Here is a 24,037-nt window from a genome sequence, read left to right on the forward strand (position 1 = left end):
CTCAGACGGCGGCGGTGACGAGCCCTGCGGCGGCGCGGAGTTCCTCGACGCGGTCGAGCTGCTCCCAGGTGAACCCGGGGAGCTCGCGGCCGAAGTGTCCGTACGTCGCGGTCTGCGCGTAGATCGGACGGAGCAGGTCGAGGTCGCGGATGATCGCGGCCGGACGCAGGTCGAACACCTGGCGGATCGCGGCTTCGATCGTGGCGTCGTCGACGTGTCCGGTACCGAAGGTCTCGACGTAGAGCCCGACGGGCTTCGCGCGGCCGATCGCGTAGGCGACCTGCACCTCGAGCCGGTCGGCGAGGCCCGCGGCGACCGCGTTCTTCGCGACCCAGCGCAGCGCGTACGCCGCCGAGCGGTCGACCTTAGACGGGTCCTTGCCGCTGAACGCGCCGCCGCCGTGACGGGAGGCCCCGCCGTAGGTGTCGACGATGACCTTGCGGCCGGTGAGTCCGGCGTCGCCCTGGGGGCCGCCGATCTCGAAGCGACCCGTCGGGTTGACGATGACGTCGACGTGCGAGGAGTCGAGGTCGACGAGGTCGAGCACCGGACGGATCACGTGCTCGGTGATCTCGGCGGTGAGCTGCTCCAGCGTGACGCTCGGCGAGTGCTGCGTCGACAGGACGACGGTCTCGACGGTCTTCGGCACGACGCCGTCGTAGCCGACGGTGACCTGCGTCTTGCCGTCCGGGCGCAGGAACGCCAGCTCGCCGGACTTGCGCACGGCGGCCAGACGCTCGGCCAGTCGGTGCGCCAGCCAGATCGCGACCGGCATGTACTCGGGGGTCTCGTTCGTCGCGAAGCCGAACATGATGCCCTGGTCGCCGGCGCCCTGGCGGTCGAGCGGGTCGACCGCGCCGGTGCGGGAGTCGAGCGACTCGTCGACGCCCTGCGCGATGTCCGGCGACTGCGCACCGATCGACACCTCGACGCCGCACGTGGCGCCGTCGAAGGAGACGTCCGACGAGTTGTAGCCGATGCCCGTGATGACGTCACGGACGAGCTTGGGGATCTCGACGTAGCCCGAGGTCGTGACCTCGCCGGCGACGTGCACGAGCCCGGTCGTCACCATCGTCTCGACGGCGACCCGAGCGTGCGGGTCCACCGTGAGCAGTGCGTCGAGGATGCTGTCCGAGATCTGGTCGCAGATCTTGTCGGGGTGCCCCTCGGTCACCGACTCGGACGTGAAGAGGCGCAGAGCAGCTGCAGTCACCGGGATCAGACGGAGGGCTGCTGCTGCTTGGTGACGGTGAGCTTGTCCTCGTTGATCTCGTGGAGAGCCACGGACAGCGGCTTGTCGTCGATCGTCGAGTCGACGAGCGGGCCGACGTTGTCGAAGAGCGAGCCCTCGTGCAGGTCGGCGTAGTAGTCGTTGATCTGGCGCGCGCGCTTGGAAGCGAAGATGACGAGCGCGTACTTCGACTCGACCTTGCTGAGCAGGTCGTCGATGGGCGGGTCGATGATGCCCTGGGGGTTGGCCATGGAGTCTCCTCGTCGTCGGTGCACCCGTCAGGGCGCAGAGAACAAGTCTACGACCTGTCGTGCCGCGGTGCCGACATCGGAGTTCACGATGCGGACGTCGAACTCGTCCTGGGCGGCCAGTTCGACCTTCGCGGTGTCGAGTCGACGCGCCTGTTCCTCGGGCGACTCGGTGCCGCGGCCGATGAGTCGACGCACCAGTTCTTCCCACGTCGGGGGCAGCAGGAACACGAGCACGGCCTCGGGCATGGCGTCACGGACCTGGCGAGCACCCTGCAGGTCGATCTCGAGCATGACCCGCTCGCCGGCGTCGAGCGCACGGTCGATCGGCGGCCGCGGGGTGCCGTACCGGTAGGAGTTGTGCACCGTGGCCCACTCGAGCAGTTCGCGCTCGCGGATCATCCGGTCGAACTCGGCGTCGTCGACGAAGTAGTAGTGCACGCCGTCGACCTCGCCCGGGCGGGGCTTCCGGGTGGTGGCGGAGACGCTGAGGTTCACGTCCGGGTACTGCTCGCGGATGTACGCGCTCACCGTGCCCTTGCCGACCGCCGTCGGCCCGGCGAGGACGACGAGCTTCGAGGCACCGCGCTTGCGACCGCGGGCGGCGAGCCAGTCGGCCAGGGCCGTGCGCTGCCGGGTGCCGAGGCCCCCGAGGCGCTTCGACGGCGCGATGCGCAGCGTGCCCATGATCGACTCGGCACGTGCCGGACCGATGCCGGACAGGCTGACGAGCAGGTCGCGCACCCGGAGCGAGCGCTCCGCCGAGGTCGTGTCGACGAGGGCGTCGTCCCATGCCGAGCGAGCGACCTCGAGCGCCGAGCGCTCCCCCGACGCGACCTGGGACTTGACCGCGGCCCGGGCGCGTCGCGCGGCGACCGCCGCCTGGGCCGCCGCGACACGGTCGACCTCCGGTGGCGTGCGGTGGGCCGGCAGGTCGGAGCCGTCTGCGCCGTTGGTGCGGTCGCCGTCGGTGGTCATGCTGCGGCTCCGAGGGCGGCGCGGATCCGGTCGGCGCGGTCGGTGACCAGCGCCGCGACGCCGTCCGGACCGTCGGTCAGCAGGCCGCGGGACTCACTGACGAGCACCTGTTCGGCACGCGCACCGTACAGCGCGCGGAGGTCCTCGATCCGGGCGCCCTGGGCACCGAAGCCCGGGGCGAGCACCGGCGCGGTGCCGATCGTGTCCGCGTCGATGCCGAAGTCGTCGAGGTGAAGGGTCGCGCCGAGCACGAGCCCGACGTCGCCGAGGGCCTGGTCGCCCGCGGCCCGGTTGTCGTCTGCCACGTCCAAGACGATACCGGCCGCGACGGACCGCCCGGCACGCGGGCCCTCCGCCAGGACCGCGGTCTGCAGCACCCGTGCCTCCGGGTTGCTCGTCGCGGCGAGCACGAAGACCCCGGCACCGTTCCGCCGAGCGACGTCGACCGTCCCGCTGAGCGAGCCGTAGCCCAGGTACGGCGACACCGTCATGGCGTCGGCCGCGAACGGCCCGTCACGGTCGAGCCACGCGAGCGCGTAGTCGTCACCGGTCGACCCGATGTCGCCCCGCTTCACGTCGGCGACGACCAGGAGGCCCGCATCACGTGCCCGACGGATCGTCGCGTCGAGCGCGCGGTAGCCCGCCACCCCCGCCGCCTCGAAGAAGGCGATCTGCGGCTTCACGATCGCCGCGCGGCCGGCGGCCGCGTCGACCAGGGCCGCGCCGAAGGCGGTCAGGCCCTGCTCGTCGCGGCCGAGCCCCCACGCCGCCAGGGTGGTGGCGTGGGGGTCGATGCCGACGCAGAGCGGTGAACGCTCGCGCATCGCGGACGCGAGCCGATCGCCGAAGGAGGCAGGGCCTCCCGTACGCCCCTCGCTCACCAGGTGGCGCGCTCCCGCGCGTAGTCCTGCAGGCTCCGGACGTTGAGCGGCGTGCCGATCGTCTCGATCGCCGCGACCGCCGCACCGATCTGCGCGATCGTCGTGAACAGCGGCTTGTCTGCAGCGACCGTGGCCGCACGGATCTCGTACCCGTCCGCACGACCGGCGGCACCCGACGGCGTGTTGATGACGATGTCGACCTCGTTGCGCGTCAGCAGGTCGACGACGCTCTCGCCGCCCTGGCTGTACTTGCCGACGATGCCGACCTCGATGCCGTTGCGGCGGAGGATCTCCGCCGTGCCCTCGGTCGCGATGATCGTGAAGCCGAGCTGCTGCAGGCGGTGCACCGGCAGCACGATGGCGCGCTTGTCGGTGTCCGCGACGCTCACGAAGACCGTGCCGCTGGTCGGCAGGCCGCCGTACGCCGCGTCCTGCGACTTGAGGAACGCCCGCGGGAAGTCGCGGTCGATGCCCATGACCTCGCCGGTGGAGCGCATCTCGGGGCTGAGCACCGAGTCGACGACCTGGCCCTCGCGGGTGCGGAAGCGGCGGAAGGGCAGCACGGCCTCCTTGACGGCGACCGGGGCCTCCATCGGGACGAACGCCCCGTCGCGGGCCGGCAGCATGCCCTCGGCGACGAGCTCGTCGACGCTCGTGCCGGTCATGATGCGGGACGCGGCCTTGGCGAGCGGGATGCCGAGCGCCTTCGAGACGAACGGGACCGTGCGGCTGGCGCGCGGGTTCGCCTCGAGGACGTAGAGCACGCCGGCGCCGATGGCGAACTGGACGTTGAGCAGGCCCTGCACGCCGATGCCGCGGGCGATCTTCTCGGTCGCGTCGACGACGCCCTGGATCTCGGCGCGGCCGAGGCCGACCGGGGGCAGGGTGCAGGCGGAGTCGCCGGAGTGGATGCCGGCCTCTTCCAGGTGCTCCATGATGCCGCCGATGTAGAGCCGCTCACCGTCGAAGAGCGCGTCGACGTCGATTTCCACCGCGTCGTCCAGGAAGCGGTCGACGAGCAGCGGGAGCTCCGGGCCGATGATCGCCTGGTCGGCCATCCGGTCGAAGTAGTCGGCGAGCGACGGGGAGTCGTACAGGATCTCCATGCCGCGGCCGCCGAGCACGAAGGACGGGCGGACGAGCACCGGGTAGCCGATCTCCTCGGCCACGGCGGTCGCGCTCGCCAGGTCGTGGGCGGTGCCGTTGCGCGGCGCGAGCAGCCCCGCGGCGTCGAGGATGGCGGAGAACTGGCCGCGCTCCTCGGCGGAGTCGATCGCCGTCGGGCTCGTGCCGAGGATCGGGATCCCCGCCGCCTCGAGCGGCTTCGCCAGGCCCAGGGCGGTCTGCCCGCCGAGCTGCACGACGACGCCGACGAGCTCGCCCGACGCTGCCTCGGCCTCGATGACCTCGAGGACGTCCTCGGCCGTGAGCGGCTCGAAGTACAGGCGGTCCGAGGTGTCGTAGTCGGTGGAGACCGTCTCGGGGTTGCAGTTGATCATGATCGTCTCGAACCCGGCGTCGCTCAGCGCGAAGGACGCGTGCACGCAGGAGTAGTCGAACTCGACGCCCTGGCCGATGCGGTTCGGGCCGGAGCCCAGGATGACGACCTTCTTGCGGTTGCTCGCGACCACCTCGGTCTCGGCGTCGTACGACGAGTAGTGGTACGGCGTCAGGGCCGGGAACTCGCCGGCGCACGTGTCGACGGTCTTGAAGACGGGGCGGATGCCGAGGGCGTGCCGGTCGTCGCGGACCTGCTGCTCGCTCACCGGGTGCTCCGGGGTGCTGCGCAGCGCCGCGATCTGGGTGTCGCTGAAGCCGTGCTCCTTGGCCCAGCGGATGGTGTCCGCGTCGAGCTCGTCGGCGGCCGCGACCTCGGCTGCGACCTCGTTGATGAGCACGATCTGGTCGATGAACCAGGGGTCGATCTTCGTGGCTTCGAAGACCTCGTCGGCGGTGGCGCCGGCGACCAGCGCCTGCTGCACCGTGACGATGCGGCCGTCGGTGGGGACGGACGACTTCGCGAGCAGGGCGTCCTTGTCGAGCTCCGCCGCCGGGGTGTCCCAGTGGAAGCTCGAGCCGCGCTTCTCGAGCGAGCGCAGCGACTTCTGCAGCGCCGTCGCGTAGTTGCGGCCGATGGCCATCGCCTCGCCGACGCTCTTCATCGTCGTGGTGAGCGTGGCGTCCGCCGCGGGGAACTTCTCGAACGCGAAGCGCGGGGTCTTCACGACCACGTAGTCCAGCGTCGGCTCGAAGCTGGCCGGGGTGACCTTCGTGATGTCGTTCTGGATCTCGTCCAGGCGGTACCCGATGGCGAGCTTCGCGGCGATCTTCGCGATCGGGAAGCCGGTGGCCTTCGACGCCAGGGCCGACGAGCGGGAGACGCGCGGGTTCATCTCGATGACGATCAGGCGCCCGTTCGACGGGTCGACGGCGAACTGGATGTTGCAGCCACCGGTGTCGACACCGACGCGACGGATGATGTCGATGCCGATGTTGCGCATGTTCTGGTACTCGCGGTCGGTGAGCGTGAGCGCCGGGGCGACGGTGATCGAGTCGCCGGTGTGCACGCCGACCGGGTCGACGTTCTCGATGGAGCAGATGACGACGGTGTTGTCGTAGTTGTCGCGCATCAGCTCGAGCTCGTACTCCTTCCAGCCGAGGATGGACTCCTCGAGCAGCACCTCGGTCGTCGGGCTGGACTGCAGCCCGTCGCCGACGAAGCGGACGAGTTCGGCTTCGTCGTACGCGAAGCCCGAACCGAGACCGCCCATGGTGAAGGACGGGCGGACGACGAGCGGGTAGCCGAGGTCCTTCGCGAACTCCTTCGCCTCTTCCAGCGTGTGGGCGATGTGGCTCCGGGCCACGTCGGCGCCGGACTCGAGCACGAGCTCCTTGAAGAGCTGGCGGTCTTCGCCGCGCTGGATGGCGTCCACCTTGGCGCCGATGAGCTCGACACCGTGCTTCTCGAGGATGCCGGCCTCGTCGAGCGCGATCGCCGCGTTCAGGGCGGTCTGGCCGCCCAGCGTCGGCAGGACGGCGTCCGGCTTCTCGATGCGGATGATCTCCTCGAGGCACGCGTTCGTGATCGGCTCGATGTAGGTCGCGTCGGCGAAGTCGGGGTCGGTCATGATCGTCGCGGGGTTCGGGTTGACGAGGATGACCCGGACGCCCTCAGCACGGAGGACGCGGCACGCCTGGGTACCGGAGTAGTCGAACTCGGCGGCCTGACCGATGACGATCGGGCCGGAACCGATGACGAGGACGGAGTTGATGTCTGCGCGCTTGGGCATCAGTTCGCTTCCTTGGTGATGTCTGCTGCGGGAGTGGTCGCGTCGGCGGTGGCCGCGTCGAGCGGCTCCCCGTCACGTCGCGCGCGCACCAGGTCCGCGAACCGGTCGAAGAGGTACATGCTGTCGTGCGGACCAGCGGCGGCCTCGGGGTGGTACTGCACGCTGAACGCGGGCACGTCGAGCGCCCGCAGGCCCTCGACCACGTCGTCGTTCAGCGAGTAGTGCGAGACCTCGACGCGGCCGAACCCGGCCGGCGACTCGAGGACCTGTCCGAGGGGGGCGTCGACCGCGAAGCCGTGGTTCTGGCTCGTGATCTCGACCTTGCCCGTGGTGGTGTCGAGGACCGGCTGGTTGATGCCGCGGTGGCCGAAGGGCAGCTTGTAGGTGCCGAAGCCCAGCGCGCGGCCGAGCAGCTGGTTGCCGAAGCAGATGCCGAAGAACGGACGTCCGGTCCGCAGGCTGCCCTGCAGCAGTTCGACCTGGGCGTCCGACGCAGCGGGGTCCCCGGGGCCGTTCGAGTAGAACAGGGCGTCCGGTGCGAGCTCCTCGAGCGCCGCAGCGGAGATGTCCTGCGGCACGACGTGCACCTCGAACCCGCGCTGGGCGAGGTAGCGGGTCGTCGACGCCTTCACGCCCAGGTCGAGCACGGCCAGCCGGCCGATCTGCTCGCCCTCGGCCGGCACCACGTAGGTCTCCGGGGTGGACACGATCGCCGAGAAGCTCGCGCCGGCCATCGTGGCCTGCGACCGGACGGCGTCCAGCTGCTCCGACTCCGACAGCGTCGCGTCGGCACCGCTGAACACGCCGCCCTTCATGGCGCCGGCGTCGCGGATCCGGCGCGTGAGGGACCGGGTGTCGATGCCGGAGATCCCGACGATGCCGTCGCGCACCAGGTGGTCGTCGAGCGACGCGTTCGCGCGGTGGTTCGAGACCACGCGGCTGGGGTCGCGCACCACGTACCCGGCGACCCAGATGCGACGGGACTCGGGGTCCTCGTCGTTCACGCCGGTGTTGCCGATGTGCGGTGCGGTCTGCACCACGATCTGGCCGGCGTAGGACGGATCGGTCAGCGTCTCCTGGTAGCCGGTCATGCCGGTCGCGAAGACCACCTCGCCGAGCGTGCGCCCGCGGGCGCCGTAGGCCCAGCCGTCGTACCGGGTGCCGTCTTCGAGGACCAGGACGGCCCGTTCGCGTGTCATGCTTTCTTCCCTTCGCCCGCGGTTCGCGGGGCATCGGCCGCAGTCGCCTGCGGCCCGGTCTCGGTCAGTCCCTGCAGGGCGAGCAGCGCGGCTGCGTCGCCCTCCGGGAACCGGAAGTACGTGTCGAGGTCCGTCGCACCTGCGGCGCCGGTCGCCGTCCATCGCAGACGGACCAGTCCCCCGGGCTCGACCACCCGGTCGATCGCCCACGTCGAGCGGTCGGTACCGCGGACCGCAGCACGTGCGATCCACCGGTCGTCCGCCCCGGCGAGTCGCAGGACCACACCGGTCTCGTGGACGGTCACGCCACCGCGGCCCCGGAACCCGAGTCCGCCGGCGGTGATGCGTTCCAGCGGCTGGTCGGCGCGGGTCGTCGCGACGGAGAAGCCGTCCCAGGACCCGACTGCCGGTCCGACCGTGGTCGGGACGGGGACGGGAGGCACGGATTCCGCCTGCTTCCTGGTCCGCGTCCGCCAGGTGCGCGCCATGGCGACGAACAGCGCGGCCACCGCGAGCAGGATCACCCCGCCGAGCAGCCAGCGTGCGGCGTCGCCGCTCATGCGCGCGCTCCCGTCCGGAGTGCCGCGGCGTGCGCGGCGACGGTGTCGGCGTCGACGAGGCGGCCGTCGAGCACCGTCGGCGCGCCCAGGTGGAACGTGGCGACGACCCGGCCGGGCAGGGTCATGCCGAGGTACGGCGAGTTCTGCGACTGTCCGGCGAGGTCGGCGACCGCGAACTCGCGGCTGGCCGTCGGGTCGTAGAGCGTGATCTCGGCGGGTGCGCCCTCGGCGATGCGCTGACCGTGGCCCTCGACCTGACCGATGCGTGCCGGCGCCTCGGACAGGACCCGGGCGACGTCGGCCCAGTCGAGCTGCCCCGACGCGACGACGGCGGACTGCACGACGCTGAGCGCCGACTCGAGGCCGACCATTCCGTTCGCCGCCGCGGGCCACTCGCAGCACTTCGCCTCGGCGGTGTGCGGTGCGTGGTCGGTCGCGACGATGTCGATGGTGCCGTCGGCGAGGGCTGCGCGCAGGGCGTCGACGTCCTCGCGGGCCCGGAGCGGCGGGTTCACCTTGTAGCGGGCGTCGTACCCGGGGGCGCCGTCGTGCCCGGCGATGAGGTCCTCGGTGAGCACGAGGTGGTGCGGGGTGACCTCGGCCGTGACGTCGATGCCGCGGGACTTGGCCCAGCGGATCACCTCGACGCTGCCGGCGGTCGACACGTGGCAGACGTGCAGCCGCGCACCCACGTGGTCGGCGAGCAGGACGTCGCGGGCGATGATCGCCTCTTCCGCCACGGCCGGCCAGCCCGCCAGCCCGAGCTCCGAGGACAGGCGGCCCTCGTTCATCTGCGCGCCGATGGTGAGTCGGGGTTCCTGCGCGTGCTGCGCGAGCACGCCGCCGAAGCCCTTGATGTACTCGAGCGCGCGGCGCATGAGCAGCGGGTCGGCGACGCAGGAGCCGTCGTCCGAGAAGACCCGGACCTTCGCCCGGCTCGTCGCCATGGCGCCGATCTCCGACAGGTGCGTGCCCTGCAGCCCTTGCGACACCGCGCCGATCGGGCGGACCGTGACGTAGCCGGCGTCGTCGCCGAGTGCCTGCACCTGCTCGACGACCCCGGCGGTGTCGGCGACCGGGCTCGAGTTCGCCATCGCGTTGACGGCGGTGAAGCCTCCGGCCGCCGCGGCGCGCGAGCCGGTGAGGACCGTCTCGGATTCTTCGTGCCCGGGCTCGCGCAGGTGGGTGTGCAGGTCGACGAGGCCGGGCAGGGCGATGAGCCCGTCGGCGTCGACGACCGTGGCGCCGCCCGCGTCCACACCGGACCCGATCGCCGTGATGCGGCCGTCCTGCAGTCGGATGTCGGCGCGCGAGCCGTCGACCAGCTGCGCGCCGCGGATCAGGTGAGCGGTCATGCTGCGGACTCCTTCGGTTCGGTGCCGGTCAGGGCCAGGTAGAGGACCGCCATGCGGACCGAGACGCCGTTCTCGACCTGCTCGACCACGGTGGAACGGGGGTCGTCGGCTGCGACGCCGGCGATCTCCAACCCGCGGTTCATCGGACCGGGGTGCATGATCAGCGTGCGCTCGGACAGCCGCGCGAACCGCGCAGCCGTCAGGCCCCAGTGCCGCGTGTACTCGCGCGGGTTCGGGAAGAACGCGTCGTCCATCCGCTCCTGCTGGATCCGGAGCGTCATGACGACGTCGGGGTCCTCGGCCAGGGCGGCGTCGAGGTCGTGGTGCACGGCGGCTCCGAACGGCGTCGTCGTCGCGGGCAGGAGCGTCGGCGGTGCGGCGAAGGTCACGCTCGCGCCGAGGGTCCGGAGCAGCCACGCGTTCGACCGGGCGACGCGGCTGTGCAGCACGTCGCCGACGATGAGGACCCGGACGCCGTCGAGGCCCTGTCCACGCGACCCGGCACCGTGCAGGCGACGGCGCATGGTGAAGGCGTCGAGCAGCGCCTGCGTCGGGTGCTCGTGCGTGCCGTCGCCGGCGTTCACCACGGGGACGTCGATCCAGTCGGCGTCGGCCAGCACGCGCGGCGCACCGGACGCGCCGTGCCGCATGACGATGCCGTCGATGCCCATCGCGCCGAGGGTCTGCACGGTGTCCTTGAGGGACTCACCCTTGGAGACGCTCGAGCCCTTGGCCGCGAAGTTGATGACGTCGGCCGACAGGCGCTTCGCCGCGGCCTCGAACGAGATGCGCGTGCGCGTCGAGTCCTCGAAGAACAGGTTCACGACGGTCTTGCCGCGCAGGGCCGGGAGCTTCCGGACCTCGCGCGTGTTGACCTCGGCCATCTCCTCGGCGACGTCGAGGATGTGCACGGCCTGGTCGCGCGACAGGTCGGCGGTGGAGAGCAGGTGCCGCATCACGCCACCCCCTGCTCGATGAACACGGTGTCGTCGCCGTCAGTCTCGGACAGGTGCAGGGTGACCCGCTCGTCCGAGGCGGTCGGCAGGTTCTTGCCGACGTGGTCCGCGCGGATCGGCAGTTCGCGGTGGCCGCGGTCGACGAGCACGGCGAGCCGCACGGCGCGCGGCCGGCCGATCCCCTGCAGGGCGTCGAGCGCTGCCCGGACCGTGCGGCCCGAGTACAGGACGTCGTCGACGAGCACGACGACCTTGCCGTCGATGCCACCGGCGGGGATGACCGTGCGGTGCGGGGCACGGCCGATGCCGTGCCCGAGGTCGTCCCGGTGCATGGTCACGTCGAGCGTGCCGACCCGTTCGGATCCGATGCCCGCCCGCGCGGACTGCCACTCGGGCTCGATGTCCGCGAGGACGCGGCCCAGCCGTTCGGCGAGCACGGCGCCCCGGGTCGGGATGCCCAGGAGGACGAGGTCCGAGCCGCCGTGGTTGGCCTCGAGGATCTCGTGTGCGATGCGCGTCAGAGCGCGCGTGATGTCGGGTTGCTGCAGGACCGTTCTGGTACCCACGTCGACCCCCTTCCCCGCCTCACTGGACGGCATTAAAGGATGCTGACGTGCACAAGCCTAGCGGGACTCCTGGTCCCCTGCGACCGTCCGACCGGACGGTGCACGACCGCCGGCGACGGCTCCGAGGACACCGTTCACGAAGCCCGCGGAGTCCTCGGTCGAGAGCGACTGGGCGAGCTCGACGGCCTCGGCGATCGCGACGGCGTCGGGCACCTCCGGGTTGAACCGGAGCTCCCAGACGGCCATCCGCAGGATGCAGCGGTCGAGGACCGGCATCCGGGCGATCGACCACCCCTGGGCGTGGTCGACGATGACGGAGTCGATCTCGTGACGGGCGTCGTCGACGCCCGTCACGATCTGCCGTGCGTAGTCCCAGCTCGAGGCGCGCTCGGGCTGGTCCAGGTGACGGACGGTCTCGGTCGCCAGGACGTCCGTGATCGGGAGCTCACGCACCTCGGCCACGTACAGCATGTCGAGGGCGCGCTTGCGGGCCTTCGAACGAGCACTCATACGGACGTCGCCTAGGAGTTGACGCGGCCGAGGAAGCTGCCGTCGCGCGTGTCGATCTTCACCGTGGTGCCGCTCTCGAGGTACAGCGGGACCTGGATGCGGTGGCCGGTCGCGATGATGGTCGCGTCCTTGGTGCCACCGGAGGAGCGGTCGCCCTGCAGACCCGGCTCGGTCTCGACCTCGGTCACGATCGACGTCGGGAGCTCGACGTAGAGCGGGTTGCCCTCGTTCATCGCGATCGTGACCATCGCGGACTCGAGCAGGTAGTTCTTCGCGTCGCCCACGACCGTCGCCGAGACCGGGATCTGGTCGTAGGTGTCGGTGTCCATGAACACGTACGAGTCACCGTCCTCGTAGAGGAACTGGTAGTCGCGGCGGTCGACCACGGCGGTGTCGATCTTCGCACCGGCGTTGAAGGTGCGGTCGACGACCTTGCCGGAGACGACGTTCTTCAGCTTGGTGCGGACGAACGCGCCACCCTTGCCGGGCTTGACGTGCTGGAACTCCACGACCGACCACAGCTGGCCGTCGATGATGAGAACGGCGCCGTTCTTGATGTCAGTGGTACTGGCCATGAGTCTTCGGTGTCCCGTTCGGTCGTGTTGTGAAAGGTCTTCGGGCCGCGCTGGGCCCCGGACGAGTGTAGCGGACGCCCGCCCGTCGCCATCAGCGCCGTCGCCGGGCGCGCCAGGAGTCGATCGCCGCCCAGCCGAGCAGCACCACGGCCGCTCCCCCGAGCAGTGCCCCGGCCACCGCGGTCGAGATCGCCGCGTCCGGTCGGGCGGGCAGCGCCAGGTAGACGATCGCCAGGATGCCGGCACCGGCGCCGAGCAGCACGAGCAGGATGCGCCGGACCATGCCGGACACGAGCTCGCGGTCGCGGCGGTCCGCGAAGAGTCGGATGTTGACGGTGAACTTGCCCGTCTCGATCGCTTCGCCGATCCGGTCGACCCGGCGCGGCAGTCGTCGGGCCGCGGAGACGACGCCGATCAACTCCTTCGCCGCCAGGTCGCGCAGCTTGCCGGGGCGCAGCTGGTCGGTGATCTGCTCACGGGCGAGCCCGCGGGACTCCTCGAGCAGGTCGAACGACGGCGCGAGCGTCCGGAGCGTGCCCTCGAAGATCGCCAGCGCCCGCGCGGCGGCGACGAAGTCCGGCGGCGCCTTGAGCCGGTACCGCCCGAACACCTCGACGGCGTCGTCGACCGTCTCGACGCCGATGCGCGCGCCCGGTCCGAGCTCGTCCGCGACGAAGCGCGCGATGTCCCGACGGAAGTCGGGCTCGTCGTGCGCGTCGCGCACCGGAGCCATCCGCAGCACCGCATCGGCGATCCGCGAGGTGTCGTCCTGCAGGTAGGCGACCAGCAGGTCCTGGACCGTGTCCCGGAGGGTCGGGTCGAGCCTGCCGACCGATCCGAAGTCGATCAACGCGGGCCGTCCGTCGGGCAGCACCAGGACGTTCCCGGGGTGCAGATCTGCGTGGTACAGGCCGTCGAAGACGACCTGTCGCAGGAACGCGCGCAGGATCGCGCGCATCGGACCGTCGAGGTCGCGGTCCGCTCGCTCGGCGCGGATCGCGCTGAGCGTGTCGCCCTCCAGGAACTCCATCACGAGCACGCGGCGCCCGGACAGGTCCGGGTACGGGTCCGGGAACCGGACCTCGTCCGGACGGGCGCTGCGGGCCTGTGCGGCACGCAGGGCGGTGAGGTTCCGCAGCTCGGAGACGAAGTCGACCTGGCGGACCAGGTCGTCGGCGTACTGCGCGGCCACGTCCTGCACGCCGACCTGCCGGGCTTCGGTCGACCAGCGCGCCATGAAGCGGACGACGCGGAGCGCGATGTCGACGTCACGGCGGACGGCGGCGTCGATGCCGGGGCGCTGCACCTTGACCGCGACCGCGGTGCCGTCGGGCAGGCGGGCGCGGTGGACCTGGGCGATCGAGGCCGCGGCGACGGGCACCGGGTCGAAGGACGCGAAGACCTGGTCGACCGGTGCGCCGAGTTCCTGTTCGAGCAGGGCGAGCACCTGGTCGGCGGGGGCGGCGGTGACGTTGCGCTGCAGGTGGGCGAGTCCCTCGGTCCACTCCTCCGGCAGCAGGTCGTCACGGGTGGAGAGCAGCTGGCCCATCTTCACGAACCCGCCGCCCGCTTCCTCGAGTGCACGGCGCAGGTGCTCGGCCTGGCTGCGGCGCAGGTCGGAGGTGGCCGGGTCGTGCGAGAAGTCGAGGCGACGGAACGGGACGAGGCGGTGGCGTCTCGCGATCGACAGCAGTTCGGTGAACCGGCGGCCGCGGGACCGGAGGGTGCCGGTGTCGGCCTCCTGCGAGCCGGACAGGTCGCTCAGTCGGGGTGGGTTGGGCACGTCGTCAGTCTGCTCCCCGCTGCTGGGTCCGTCGGGTGCGCCCGTCCTCCTGCACAGGCCGGGAGGCACGGCTCGGCATCCACAGATCGCCTCACGTGTCGCGTCGGGTCGCGCCCACTGCCGCAGGCTGGCCGCATGGAGACAGCACTGGTCGCGGCGTGCATCGCCGCCGGCGCGGCGATCGTGGCGGCGGTCGTCAGCTGGTTCGGGGCGTTCCAGAGCCGACGGACGACCGATCGAGAGCATGCCTGGAAGCGGTTCACTTGGTCGATCGCCCAGCCACGAGGGGGCTGTGCATACGACATTTCGAGGACTGTGCTCCGGGAACTCGAAACCGTACGGTGGTGGTCGAAGGCGGACCGACGGCTCGCCGCTCGTGCACTCCGGAGGCGAACCGTCGCCGATCACGTCCCCCCTGAGGAAGAGGAGCCCACCTGATGCCGATCTTGCGACCCTTGCCGGATGCGCCCGACTTGGACGCGGACGACGACGTGCTCTTCGCGTGGGACAACGGTGCCACGATCGCGGAGTTCCGGGAATGGCAGCGGACCGGCGTCCTCACCGTGTCGATGCGGGTCAAGTGGTGGTGGCGACGGACGCGGCGGGTGTTGCGCTGACGCCGGGTCAGGCGCCGCTGCCGTTGTAGCGTGCGGTGGCACCGGACTCGACCAGGTCGCGGTAGCGCTCGAGCGCCGTCTCGGCACCGGTGCCGTGCTCCTGGTGCACGTCGATGCCCCGAGCAACGAGCTGCTCGCGCCAGTCCCCCGGCACCGGACCCTCGTCGAAGCCCGTGATCCGCTCGACCGTGGCTCCGTCGGCGGCGAACTCCAGCGCGGAGACCCCCGACCACAGCAGGGCACCGAGGCACATCACGCACGGTTGGGCGTTCACGACGAGCACACGCCGGTGCCCGACGTCACGGCCGAGGTTCCAGGCACCCGTCCGAGTCTGCGCGAGTCCGAGGGTGACGACCTCGGCGTGCATCGACGACACGTTGGCGTGCAGCACCAGGTTCACCCCGAGGGCGACGACCGCGCCCGTGTCCTCGTCGACGACGGCCGCCGCGAACGGACCGCCGGTGCCCTCCTCGACGTTCCGTTCAGCGAGGGCGTTCACGAGCGCGAACCGCTCCGCACGGGTGCCGAGGTGTTCCGGAGCAGCGGCCTGCGCGTCGCGGAGCCAGTCGGGGACGCCGACACGGAGCTCGGTCGGGAACGGGGCGAGGGCTGCTGCAGACATGCGGCGACGCTAACGGCGCATCGTTTCGACGGTGTTTCCCGATCGAGACGATGCCGAGACACCGCGCCCGTAGCGTCGTCCACCACCGGCTCGAGCCGGCAGGAGCGCGTGCGCATCAACGTCACGCGGGCATCCACGACCGGGGACGACGATGACGGCACACCACGCGACCGCCGCGTCCCGCTGCTGGCCTCGCGGCGCCATCGCGCACGGACACTGACGTCCGACCGTTCGTCCGTCTGACCGCCGCGCGCCGATCCGCCGGGCGGTCCACGTGTTCTGGAGTGCGCCGACTCGCCGAGCCGCACCGATCCGCCCACCCTGCTCCGTGCCTCCCGGCCGTCCGCCGGACGCACCCACCCACCTGCTCCACCGTCCCCTCCGAGAGGAACCCCGTGACCACGATCCACCTCGCCGTGTTCCTGTTCCCCGGCTACCACCTCGGCGCCTGGCGCCTGCCGGACGCCGTCCCCGAGCTCGACCTCGGCATCGACCACTCCGTCCGCGCCGCCGAACTCGCCGAGGCTTCACCAAGAAGGTCGTGCCGGAGCTGCAGCGCCGCGGACTGCACCGGACCGAGTACACCGGACCGCACCTGCGCGACCACCTCGGGGTGCAGAAGTACTAGACGCCGACCTCTTGGTAGGCGGTGAACAGCAGGTGGTCCTCGGGGCCCTCGAGGATCACCGGCTTGCCGACCCCGTCGAGGATGATGAACCGGAGCATGCCGGCACGGGCCTTCTTGTCGCGACGCATCGCGGCGAGGAGGCCCTGCCACCTGCCGATGCCGTAGGTCGTCGGCAGGTCCAGGGAGTCCAGGATCGCCCGGTGCCGGTCCACGGTCGCGTCGTCGAGGTGGCCCGTCAGGCGTGCGAGCTCGGCAGCGAACACCATGCCGACCGACACCGCAGCACCGTGCCGCCACTGGTACCGCTCCGCGTGCTCGATGGCGTGCCCGAGCGTGTGGCCGTAGTTCAGGATCTCGCGTCGTCCCTGCTCGGTGAAGTCGTCGGAAACGACCTCGGCCTTCAGGGCGATGGCGAGTTCGACGACGCGGCGGAACTCCGGCGACGTCGGGTCGGTGACGCGGGCGACGTCGGCCTCGATGATGTCCAGGATCTCCGGCACGGCGATGAACCCGGCCTTCACGATCTCGGCGAAGCCGGTGAGGATCTCGTTGCGCGGCAGGGTGCGGACGAGGTCGAGGTCGGCGACCACCGCGCGGGGGGCGGAGAAGGAACCGACCAGGTTCTTGCCCTCGTTCGTGTTGATGCCGGTCTTCCCGCCCACGCTGGCGTCCACCATGCCGAGCACGCTCGTCGGCACCGACACGTACGGCACGCCGCGCAGCCACGTCGCCGCGACGAAGCCCGCCAGGTCGGTGACGGCACCGCCACCGAGGCCGATGACGGCATCGGTGCGGGTGAAGTCGGACTGGCCCATGATCTGCCAGCAGAACGACGCGACCTCGATGCGCTTGGCGGCCTCGGCGTCCGGCACCTCGGCGATGAGAGCCTCGAGGCCGGCGTCGACGAGCAGGTCACGCAGGTCGTTCGCCCGCGCACCGAGGGTCGGGGCGTGCACGATGAGGACCTTGGCAACACGGGGGCCGAGGATCGCGGGCAGCGAGCCGAGCAGGCCCGAGCCGACCGCCACCACGTAGCCGTCGTCACCGCCGACGCGGATCTCGGTGGTGCCTGCGGGCAGGATCGGGTCGGTCACGGTGCTCCTTCGGTGGTGGTGCTGATGTCGTCGCGTCGGCTGGCGCTGCTGTCGCCGCTGGCGCTGCCGTCGCTGCTGTCGATGCCGTCGCTCCGCAGCCAGGTGACGACCTCGTCGACCACCCGGGACATCGGACGGCGCGAGGTGTCGACGACGACGTGCGCGAGCTCGGCGTAGGTCGCCGCACGCTCGTCCATGATCGTCTGCCAGGCGTCGATGCCGCCGTTCGCGAGCAGGGGCCGGTCCGAGCCGGCGATCCGCTCGGCGACGGCCTCGGGCGAGACGGTGAGCAGGACGATGCGGGCACCGGACAGTGCTTCGCGGGTGGCGGCGTGCGTCACCGCTCCGCCGCCGACGGCGATCACGCCCCCGGTGCCGAGGGCGGTCCGGACGGCGTCGGCTTCGAGGGCACGGAAGGCGGACTCACCGCGATCGGCAAAGATGCCGGGGATCGGGCCGTGCTCGCGGACGATGACCCGGTCGGTGTCGGTGAACGGCACGCCCAGCGCCTTCGCGACGCGCTTGCCGACGCTGGACTTGCCGGCGCCCATCGGGCCGATCACGACGACGGGCGCAGCCGGACCCCGCGCGGCGCCGCCGGACGGGACGTCGCCGGGCGCGGCGCCACCGCCGTGCGTGCTCACGACGCGTCGGCCGGTGCCACCGGCTCCGTCCGACGGGTGCGGAGCGTCTCCGGGATCGACGCGAGGTAGGCGTCGAGGTTGCGCTTGGTCTCGACGACGTTGTCGCCGCCGAACTTCTCGAGCACGGCGTCGGCGAGCACGAGCGCCACCATCGCCTCGGCCACGACCCCGGCGGCCGGGACCGCGCAGACGTCGGACCGCTGGTGGTGCGCCGAGGCGTCCTCGCCCGAAACGACGTCGACGGTGTGCAGCGCGTGCGGCACGGTGGCGATCGGCTTCATGCCGGCACGGACGCGCAGGACGGTGCCCGTGGACATGCCGCCCTCGGTGCCGCCGGCGCGGTCGCTGGTGCGGTAGATCTCGCCGTCCTCGCGGTAGAGCTCGTCGTGGGCCGCGGAGCCACGGCGACCGGCGGTCGCGAAGCCGTCGCCGACCTCGACGCCCTTGATCGCCTGGATGCCCATGATCGCCGCGGCCAGACGGGCGTCGAGTCGACGGTCCCACTGCACGTGCGAGCCGAGCCCCGGTGGGACGCCGTAGAACAGCACCTCGACGACGCCGCCCAGGGTGTCTCCGTCCTTCTTCGCGGCCTCGACCTCGGTCACCATGCGCGCCGAGGTGTCGGCGTCGAAGCACCGCAACTGGTCGTCGTCGAGACGGTCGACGTCGTCGGGCAGCGGCAGGTCGGTGCCGTCCGGCACACGGACCGTGCCGACCTGCAGGGTGTGCGCGACCGACCGCATGCCGAGTTCGGCGAGGAAGGACTTCGCGACGGCACCGAGCGCGACGCGGGCCGCGGTCTCTCGGGCGCTCGCGCGCTCGAGGATCGGGCGGGCCTCGTCGAAGCCGTACTTCTGCATGCCGACCAGGTCGGCGTGGCCCGGACGGGGGCGGGTCAGCGGGGCGCTGCGGCCACGCGACATCTCGGTGGACTCGACCGGCTCGGGGTTCATGACCTCGACCCACTTCGGCCACTCGGTGTTGCCGATCCGGATCGCGATCGGGCTGCCGAGCGAGAACCCGTGCCGGACACCGCCGGACACGTGCAGCTCGTCCTGTTCGAACTTCATGCGCGAGCCACGACCGTAGCCGAGCTTGCGGCGCGCGAGATCGGTACGGATGGACTCGAACGACACCGGGACACCCGCGGGCAGGCCCTCGAGCATCGCGATCAGTTCGGGTCCGTGGGACTCACCAGCAGTCAACCAACGAAGCATGGAGCAATCCTCCCACAGCGCACCGCCGTGCGACGTCGCCGCCCTACTGGTAGTCGGGGTGCGCCCGGAGCCACGCCTGGAACTGCTTCACCGCGACGAGGTGCTCGTCGTAGGTGTTCGAGAACACCGTCTCGCCGGTCTCCAGGTTCACCGTCACGAAGTACAGCCACTTGCCCGGGGCCTCGTTCGTCACGGCCTTGATGGCGATGTCCCCGGGGTTCGAGATCGGTGCCGGCGGCAGCCCCTCGTGCACGTACGTGTTGTACGCGTTCGACTCGTCCGCCCGTTCGGCGTCGGTCGTCGTCACGGTGTGGGTGTTGCCCGTGCCGTAGGCGACGGTGGCGTCGGACTGCAGGCGCATGCCCTGGTCGAGCCGGTTCTGGAACACCCGTGCGACCTTCGGGTAGTCGGCGGCGAGGCCGGCTTCCTTCTGCACGAGCGATGCGAACACGATGACGTGCTCCTGGTCGGCCTCCTTGACGCCGGCGGCGGCCAGGTGCTCCTTCATCGTGTCGACCATCGACCCGAAGTACTGCTCCGCCGTCCACCCCGGGTTGATCGGGTACGTCGCGGGGAACAGCCAGCCCTCGAGCGTGGTGACGCCGGACGGCAGGTCGTACACGGACAGGTCCTTCGCGGCCTTGGCGACCTCGGTCTTGGTGAGCCCGGCCTTCGAGACCATGCCGGCCTCGATGTCCGCCAACGCGGTGCCCTCGGGGATCACGATCGAGGCCTGCACGCGGTTCTCGTCGTCCTGCAGCGCGGCCAGGGCCGACTTCGAGCTCATCTGCTTCTTCAGCGAGTACGAACCCGGCTGGAACTGCACGTCGGGGGACGCCAGCAGCAGCTTGTAGAAGACCTTCGAGTCCTTCACGACCCCGCTGCGCTGCAGCGTCGCGGCGACGTTCTCGCCGATGTCGCCCTGCTTGATCGTGATGGTGACCTTGGCCTTGCCGGAGCCGGTGTAGTCGTCCGGTTCGGTCGAGCCGCTGACCGCGGCAACGATCTGCTGGATCTTCGGGGCGGCGAACGCGTACGCGCTCACCCCGCCGGCCACGACCACGGCGACGATCACGATGCCGGCGATGAGCGGTCCGCGTCGGCGCTTCGGGCGCGGTTCGCGCGGCGGCCTGGAGGATCCCCCGCGTCCGCCACGGCCGCCACGACCCCCGCCTCCCGCGGCTCCACCGCCACCGGTGCGCCCGGCGTCGTAGGTACCGTCGGACCCGGCTCCGCCGGCGGCGGGCGCCGAGGGCACCTCGCCGGTCAGCAGCGCGGCGACCTCGGGATGGAGTTCAGGGGCCGCCTGCTGCGGTCGCACGGGCTCCGGCGCCGGCTGCTCGCGCGGAGCGGTCGAGTCGGGGTCCACGCGGTCGGCAGAGGCGGCGGGCGCATCGGGTGCTGGATCGGGGTCGGGGGCGGCGTCGCGACGAGCGCGTTCCGCTTCGAGCGCCCGAGCCTCGCGGCGGGACATCGGACGGTCCGGCTGCGCGGTCACCCGCGCGGAGTCGTCACGGTCATCGGTACCTGCTGCGCGGTCGGAAGTGGTCTTCCGCCGCTCGGCTTCGTTGCCGGGCGCGATGATCGCGTTCCAGTCCAGATCGTCTGCCAACGGTTCTCGGTCTCTCGGTCGGGAACTCCGCCTGGGCACCGTCGTCCTCGGGTGACGGAAGGGCAGCCGGGTCGCGGTGGGTTGCCCTGTCAGGGAAGCGTGGTGCCCGGAGGGGCACCGGCACTGCGCTCGTGGTCGAGCGCGTGTTGCAGAATGATAACAGCGGCCGCTTGGTCGATCACGGACCGCGACTTCTTGGTGTTCTTGCCGGCCTGGTGCAGTCCCCGTTGCGCGGTCACCGTGGACAGCCGTTCGTCGACCAGCCGGACCGGGCGGCGCTCGGCGATCCGGGCCGCGAACGCCCGGGCGTCGTCCGTCGACGGGGTGTCGCCACCGGACATCGACAGGGGCAGTCCGACGACGAGCTCGAGCACGTCGTACTCGTCCGCGATCTCGAGGATCCGACGCAGGTCGGACGAGTCGTCGCGACGCACGGTCTCGACCGGCGTCGCCAGCAACCCGTCGCGGTCGCACACGGCGATCCCGATCCGGGCGCGACCGACGTCCACGCCGAGCCGCCGCCCGGACCGGATCGCCACGATCAGCCCGCGATCCGAGCGGTCACGGCGCGGAGCGCAGCCGGGAGCGCAGCCGGGTCGGTGCCGCCGCCCTGGGCCAGGTCCGGCTTGCCGCCGCCGCCGCCACCGAGCACACCGGCGGCCTCCTTGGCGAGCGGACCCGCCTGGACGCCCGCGGAGCGCGCCGCGTCGTTCGTCGCGACGATCACGATCGGCTTCCCGCTCACCACGGCACCGAGCACGACGACGGCAGCGCCGTCACCGAGCTGCGCACGGACCCCGGTCGCCAGCGAGCGCAGGTCGTCGCCGGACTGCAGGCCGTCGACGGTCTCGGCCACGACGGTGGTCGTGCCGACGGTCGTCGCGGTCCGGGCGATCGACGGGACCCGCTGCTGCAGGTTCGCCGACTCGTACTCGGCGATCCGCTTCTGCGCGGTGCGGAGGTCCTCCATGAGCGACTGCACGCGCGTGGGCAGGTCGGCACGGGGGGCCTTCAGGGCGCTGGAGAGCTGCGAGACGATCGTCCGCTCGACCGCGAGGTCACGGAAGCCCTCGAGCCCGACGAGCGCCTCGACACGACGGTTGGTCGACCCGACGCTCGACTCCCCCACCAGGTTGACGAGTCCGATCTGTGCACTCGACGCGACGTGCGTCCCACCGCAGAGCTCGCGCGACCACGGACCGCCGATGTCGACCATGCGGACCTCGGCGCCGTACTTCTCACCGAAGAGCGCCTGCGCACCGAGCGCCTTGGCCTCGTCGATCGGCATGATGCGGGTCGAGACCTCGAGGTCGGTGCGGATCGCGGTGTTGACGACCTCCTCGATCTCGGAGCGGGTCGCGAGCGAGATCGGCTGCGACCACGAGAAGTCGAGGCGCATGTAGCCGGACTTGTTGTACGAACCCGCCTGCAGCGCCTCGGGGCCGAGGATGTCGCGGAGCGCGGCGTTCACCAGGTGCGTCGCGGAGTGCGCCTGCGTGGCGCCGCGGCGGTACTCGGCGTCGACCACGGTGCTCGCCGCGTCGCCCACGCCGACCTCGCCGGAGCGGACCTGGACGGTGTGGCTCCAGAGGCCGGCGACGGGACGCTGGACGTCGAGGACCTCGAGGTCGAAGCCGTTGCCGACGATCGATCCCTGGTCGGCATCCTGGCCACCCGACTCGGCGTACAGCGACGTCTCGCCGAGGATGACCTCCGCGATGTCGCCCGCCACGGCCCGGTCGACGCTGACGCCGCCGACGATGATGCCGAGCACGTTCGTCTCGGCCTCGAGCGCGTCGTAGCCGAGGAAGACCGTCTCGCCCTTCGCCCGGAACGCGCTGTACACACTCAGGTCGGCGATCGCGGTCTTCTTGCTCTTCGCGTCGGCCTTCGCCCGGGCACGCTGCTCGGACATCAGGGTCTCGAACGCGGTCCGGTCGACGTGGACCCCGGCCTCTTCGGCCATCTCCATCGTCAGGTCGATCGGGAACCCGAAGGTGTCGTGCAGCAGGAACGCGGTGTCCCCGCCGATGGACGGCGCACCGTCCTGCTTCGCGCGCTCGACGGCGACGTCGAGGATCGTCGTGCCCTGCGCGAGCGTGCGGAGGAACGTCTCCTCTTCCGCGTAGGCGATCCGCGCGATGCGGTCGTAGTCGGAAGCGACCTCGGGGTAGGCGTCGCGCATCGCGTCGCGGGACGCCGGGAACAGCTCCGGGAACGTCGCGGTCTCGACCCCGAGCAGGCGCATCGCACGGACCGTCCGGCGCAGCAACCGACGCAGGATGTACCCGCGGCCCTCGTTCGACGGGCTCACGCCGTCGGCGATGAGCATGAGCGCGGAGCGCACGTGGTCCGCGATGACCCGCATGCGGACGTCGTCCTCGTGCACGGCGCCGTAGCGGCGGCCGGAGATCTCGGACGCGCGGTCGAGGACCGGGCGGACCTGGTCGATCTCGTACATGTTGTCGACGCCCTGCTTGATGAAGGCGACGCGCTCGAGCCCCATGCCGGTGTCGATGTTCTTGTTCGGCAGCTCGCCGGTGATCTCGAAGTCGTACTTCGAGCGGACGTCGGCGATCTGGTACTGCATGAACACGAGGTTCCAGATCTCGACGTACCGGTCGTCGTCGGTGGCCGGGCCGCCGTCGATGCCGTACTCGGGACCCCGGTCGAAGAAGATCTCGGAGCAGGGACCCGCGGGTCCGGGCTGGCCGGTGGACCAGTAGTTCGTGTCCTTGCCGAGTCGCTGGATGCGCTCCTCGGGGAGGGAGGAGTGCTGCTTCCAGAACGCGATCGCCTCGTCGTCGTCCTCGTAGACCGTCACCCAGAGGTCGTCGGGCGAGAAGCCGAGCCCGCCGTCGGACTCCGGGTTCGTCAGGAACTCCCAGGCGAACTGGATCGCCTGCTCCTTGAAGTAGTCGCCGAACGAGAAGTTGCCGTTCATCTGGAAGAACGTGCCGTGGCGAGGGGTCTTGCCGACCTCTTCGATGTCGTTCGTGCGGATGCACTTCTGGACGCTCGTGGCACGGGGGTACGGCGCGGGGACGAGCCCGGTCAGGTACGGGATGAACGGCACCATGCCGGCGACCGTGAAGAGGAGCGACGGGTCGTCGGAGACGAGGGACGCGGACGGGACGACGGTGTGGCCGCGGTCACCGAAGTACTGGAGCCAACGGCGGCGGATCTCTGCGGTCTGCATGGTGCTTCCTGGGTTCAGGTCGGGAGTGGGAGGTGGAGGCGGGACGGACGGTGCGGCCGGACCGCGGTGGAGCTCGATGACTCAGACGTCGGTGCGGAGCTCGGCCCCGCGGGACCGGTACCCGTCGGCGACCGCGCCCGTGAAGGCCTTCGTGCTCGCGTCGACGACGGCGAAGAGCCGCGCGCCTCCGGGGGTCCTGGCGACCTGGTGCGCCACGGCGAACCCGATGACGACGCCGACCGCGACGAAGAACAGCTGCTTCACGGTGCCTC

At 71.3% G+C, this 24,037-nt stretch carries 23 protein-coding genes; 2 read left to right on the forward strand and 21 right to left on the reverse strand.

Features of this window, described 5'->3' with window-relative positions; translation table 11 throughout:
• Position 1: 1 nt before the first annotated feature.
• The 13 genes from metK to DEJ14_RS10460 form a co-directional block, all read right to left on the reverse strand.
• Entirely contained in the window at positions 2–1,213 is a 1,212-nt protein-coding gene (gene metK, locus DEJ14_RS10400; RefSeq protein WP_111083919.1) for a methionine adenosyltransferase, read from the reverse strand.
• Positions 1,214–1,218: 5 nt separating this feature from the next.
• Entirely contained in the window at positions 1,219–1,482 is a 264-nt protein-coding gene (gene rpoZ / locus DEJ14_RS10405) for a DNA-directed RNA polymerase subunit omega (protein WP_111083918.1), read from the reverse strand.
• 27 nt (positions 1,483–1,509) lie between these two features.
• Entirely contained in the window at positions 1,510–2,457 is a 948-nt protein-coding gene (gene gmk, locus DEJ14_RS10410; RefSeq protein WP_258373160.1) for a guanylate kinase, read from the reverse strand.
• Positions 2,454–3,338: an orotidine-5'-phosphate decarboxylase gene (gene pyrF / locus DEJ14_RS10415; protein ID WP_258373159.1), complete on the reverse strand. Its 885-nt coding sequence runs from the start codon at positions 3,336–3,338 to the stop codon at positions 2,454–2,456. The genes gmk and pyrF overlap by 4 nt, the downstream gene beginning before the upstream one ends.
• On the reverse strand, positions 3,335–6,628 hold the full coding sequence (gene carB, locus DEJ14_RS10420) for a carbamoyl-phosphate synthase large subunit (RefSeq protein ID WP_111083916.1): 3,294 nt from the start codon (positions 6,626–6,628) through the stop codon (positions 3,335–3,337). Before carB ends, pyrF begins: the two co-directional genes overlap by 4 nt.
• On the reverse strand, positions 6,628–7,827 hold the full coding sequence (carA, locus tag DEJ14_RS10425) for a glutamine-hydrolyzing carbamoyl-phosphate synthase small subunit (RefSeq protein WP_111083915.1): 1,200 nt from the start codon (positions 7,825–7,827) through the stop codon (positions 6,628–6,630). Before carA ends, carB begins: the two co-directional genes overlap by 1 nt.
• Positions 7,824–8,387, reverse strand: coding sequence for a PH-like domain-containing protein (locus DEJ14_RS10430; protein WP_111083914.1), 564 nt, complete (start codon positions 8,385–8,387; stop codon positions 7,824–7,826). Before DEJ14_RS10430 ends, carA begins: the two co-directional genes overlap by 4 nt.
• Positions 8,384–9,742 (reverse strand): dihydroorotase, encoded by a 1,359-nt coding sequence (locus DEJ14_RS10435; RefSeq protein ID WP_111083913.1) that lies wholly within the window; start codon positions 9,740–9,742, stop codon positions 8,384–8,386. Before DEJ14_RS10435 ends, DEJ14_RS10430 begins: the two co-directional genes overlap by 4 nt.
• A complete protein-coding gene (locus DEJ14_RS10440; RefSeq protein WP_111083912.1) occupies positions 9,739–10,698 on the reverse strand; it encodes an aspartate carbamoyltransferase catalytic subunit in 960 nt (319 codons plus the stop codon). The genes DEJ14_RS10435 and DEJ14_RS10440 overlap by 4 nt, the downstream gene beginning before the upstream one ends.
• Entirely contained in the window at positions 10,698–11,297 is a 600-nt protein-coding gene (gene pyrR / locus DEJ14_RS10445; RefSeq protein ID WP_111083911.1) for a bifunctional pyr operon transcriptional regulator/uracil phosphoribosyltransferase PyrR, read from the reverse strand. The genes DEJ14_RS10440 and pyrR overlap by 1 nt, the downstream gene beginning before the upstream one ends.
• 24 nt (positions 11,298–11,321) lie before the next feature.
• Positions 11,322–11,774: a transcription antitermination factor NusB gene (nusB, locus tag DEJ14_RS10450; RefSeq protein WP_111083910.1), complete on the reverse strand. Its 453-nt coding sequence runs from the start codon at positions 11,772–11,774 to the stop codon at positions 11,322–11,324.
• An 11-nt stretch (positions 11,775–11,785) separates the two neighbouring features.
• Positions 11,786–12,349: an elongation factor P gene (gene efp, locus DEJ14_RS10455; protein ID WP_111083909.1), complete on the reverse strand. Its 564-nt coding sequence runs from the start codon at positions 12,347–12,349 to the stop codon at positions 11,786–11,788.
• Positions 12,350–12,440: 91 nt separating this feature from the next.
• The gene (locus tag DEJ14_RS10460; protein ID WP_111083908.1) at positions 12,441–14,132 is read right to left on the reverse strand and encodes an ABC1 kinase family protein; all 1,692 of its coding nucleotides are present in this window, start codon (positions 14,130–14,132) and stop codon (positions 12,441–12,443) included.
• Positions 14,133–14,267: 135 nt separating this feature from the next.
• Between DEJ14_RS10460 and DEJ14_RS10465 the strand changes: the two genes are divergently transcribed.
• Both DEJ14_RS10465 and DEJ14_RS10470 read left to right on the forward strand, forming a co-directional pair.
• Complete coding sequence (locus DEJ14_RS10465; protein ID WP_181437392.1) at positions 14,268–14,570, forward strand: hypothetical protein; 303 nt, start codon at positions 14,268–14,270, stop codon at positions 14,568–14,570.
• Positions 14,570–14,749 (forward strand): hypothetical protein, encoded by a 180-nt coding sequence (locus tag DEJ14_RS10470; protein WP_146249671.1) that lies wholly within the window; start codon positions 14,570–14,572, stop codon positions 14,747–14,749. The genes DEJ14_RS10465 and DEJ14_RS10470 overlap by 1 nt, the downstream gene beginning before the upstream one ends.
• A 7-nt stretch (positions 14,750–14,756) precedes the next feature.
• Here DEJ14_RS10470 and DEJ14_RS10475 read toward each other — a convergent pair whose 3' ends face one another.
• The 8 genes from DEJ14_RS10475 to DEJ14_RS10510 form a co-directional block, all read right to left on the reverse strand.
• On the reverse strand, positions 14,757–15,371 hold the full coding sequence (locus DEJ14_RS10475) for a tRNA-specific adenosine deaminase (RefSeq protein WP_111083907.1): 615 nt from the start codon (positions 15,369–15,371) through the stop codon (positions 14,757–14,759).
• A 624-nt stretch (positions 15,372–15,995) separates the two neighbouring features.
• Complete coding sequence (gene aroB, locus DEJ14_RS10480) at positions 15,996–17,093, reverse strand: 3-dehydroquinate synthase (protein ID WP_181437391.1); 1,098 nt, start codon at positions 17,091–17,093, stop codon at positions 15,996–15,998.
• Positions 17,090–17,737, reverse strand: a complete 648-nt coding sequence (locus DEJ14_RS10485; protein ID WP_349775255.1) for a shikimate kinase — start codon at positions 17,735–17,737, stop codon at positions 17,090–17,092. The genes aroB and DEJ14_RS10485 overlap by 4 nt, the downstream gene beginning before the upstream one ends.
• The gene (gene aroC, locus DEJ14_RS10490; protein WP_111083905.1) at positions 17,734–18,954 is read right to left on the reverse strand and encodes a chorismate synthase; all 1,221 of its coding nucleotides are present in this window, start codon (positions 18,952–18,954) and stop codon (positions 17,734–17,736) included. The genes DEJ14_RS10485 and aroC overlap by 4 nt, the downstream gene beginning before the upstream one ends.
• A 43-nt stretch (positions 18,955–18,997) precedes the next feature.
• A complete protein-coding gene (mltG, locus tag DEJ14_RS10495; RefSeq protein WP_111083904.1) occupies positions 18,998–20,566 on the reverse strand; it encodes an endolytic transglycosylase MltG in 1,569 nt (522 codons plus the stop codon).
• Positions 20,567–20,655: 89 nt separating this feature from the next.
• Positions 20,656–21,099 carry a Holliday junction resolvase RuvX gene (ruvX, locus tag DEJ14_RS10500; RefSeq protein WP_181437412.1) on the reverse strand — a complete coding sequence of 148 codons (444 nt, stop codon included), beginning with the start codon at positions 21,097–21,099 and terminating at the stop codon, positions 20,656–20,658.
• Positions 21,100–21,107: 8 nt separating this feature from the next.
• Positions 21,108–23,765, reverse strand: coding sequence for an alanine--tRNA ligase (gene alaS / locus DEJ14_RS10505; protein ID WP_111083902.1), 2,658 nt, complete (start codon positions 23,763–23,765; stop codon positions 21,108–21,110).
• Positions 23,766–23,846: 81 nt separating this feature from the next.
• Positions 23,847–24,029, reverse strand: coding sequence for a hypothetical protein (locus tag DEJ14_RS10510; protein WP_111083901.1), 183 nt, complete (start codon positions 24,027–24,029; stop codon positions 23,847–23,849).
• Positions 24,030–24,037 lie beyond the last annotated feature (8 nt).

Origin of the sequence: Curtobacterium sp. MCJR17_020, from assembly GCF_003234365.2 — a bacterium.
Lineage (GTDB): Bacteria > Actinomycetota > Actinomycetes > Actinomycetales > Microbacteriaceae > Curtobacterium.

Coding starts and splice junctions, on each gene's coding strand:
- gmk (WP_258373160.1), bottom strand. CDS start 2,457: ATGACCACCGACGGCGACCGCACCAACGGCGCAGACGGCTCCGACCTG.
- DEJ14_RS10465 (WP_181437392.1), top strand. CDS start 14,268: ATGGAGACAGCACTGGTCGCGGCGTGCATCGCCGCCGGCGCGGCGATC.
- efp (WP_111083909.1), bottom strand. CDS start 12,349: ATGGCCAGTACCACTGACATCAAGAACGGCGCCGTTCTCATCATCGAC.
- DEJ14_RS10470 (WP_146249671.1), top strand. CDS start 14,570: ATGCCGATCTTGCGACCCTTGCCGGATGCGCCCGACTTGGACGCGGAC.
- rpoZ (WP_111083918.1), bottom strand. CDS start 1,482: ATGGCCAACCCCCAGGGCATCATCGACCCGCCCATCGACGACCTGCTC.
- carB (WP_111083916.1), bottom strand. CDS start 6,628: ATGCCCAAGCGCGCAGACATCAACTCCGTCCTCGTCATCGGTTCCGGC.
- nusB (WP_111083910.1), bottom strand. CDS start 11,774: ATGAGTGCTCGTTCGAAGGCCCGCAAGCGCGCCCTCGACATGCTGTAC.
- DEJ14_RS10475 (WP_111083907.1), bottom strand. CDS start 15,371: ATGTCTGCAGCAGCCCTCGCCCCGTTCCCGACCGAGCTCCGTGTCGGC.
- aroC (WP_111083905.1), bottom strand. CDS start 18,954: ATGCTTCGTTGGTTGACTGCTGGTGAGTCCCACGGACCCGAACTGATC.
- carA (WP_111083915.1), bottom strand. CDS start 7,827: ATGACACGCGAACGGGCCGTCCTGGTCCTCGAAGACGGCACCCGGTAC.
- DEJ14_RS10430 (WP_111083914.1), bottom strand. CDS start 8,387: ATGAGCGGCGACGCCGCACGCTGGCTGCTCGGCGGGGTGATCCTGCTC.
- DEJ14_RS10435 (WP_111083913.1), bottom strand. CDS start 9,742: ATGACCGCTCACCTGATCCGCGGCGCGCAGCTGGTCGACGGCTCGCGC.
- pyrR (WP_111083911.1), bottom strand. CDS start 11,297: ATGCCGTCCAGTGAGGCGGGGAAGGGGGTCGACGTGGGTACCAGAACG.
- DEJ14_RS10440 (WP_111083912.1), bottom strand. CDS start 10,698: ATGCGGCACCTGCTCTCCACCGCCGACCTGTCGCGCGACCAGGCCGTG.
- alaS (WP_111083902.1), bottom strand. CDS start 23,765: ATGCAGACCGCAGAGATCCGCCGCCGTTGGCTCCAGTACTTCGGTGAC.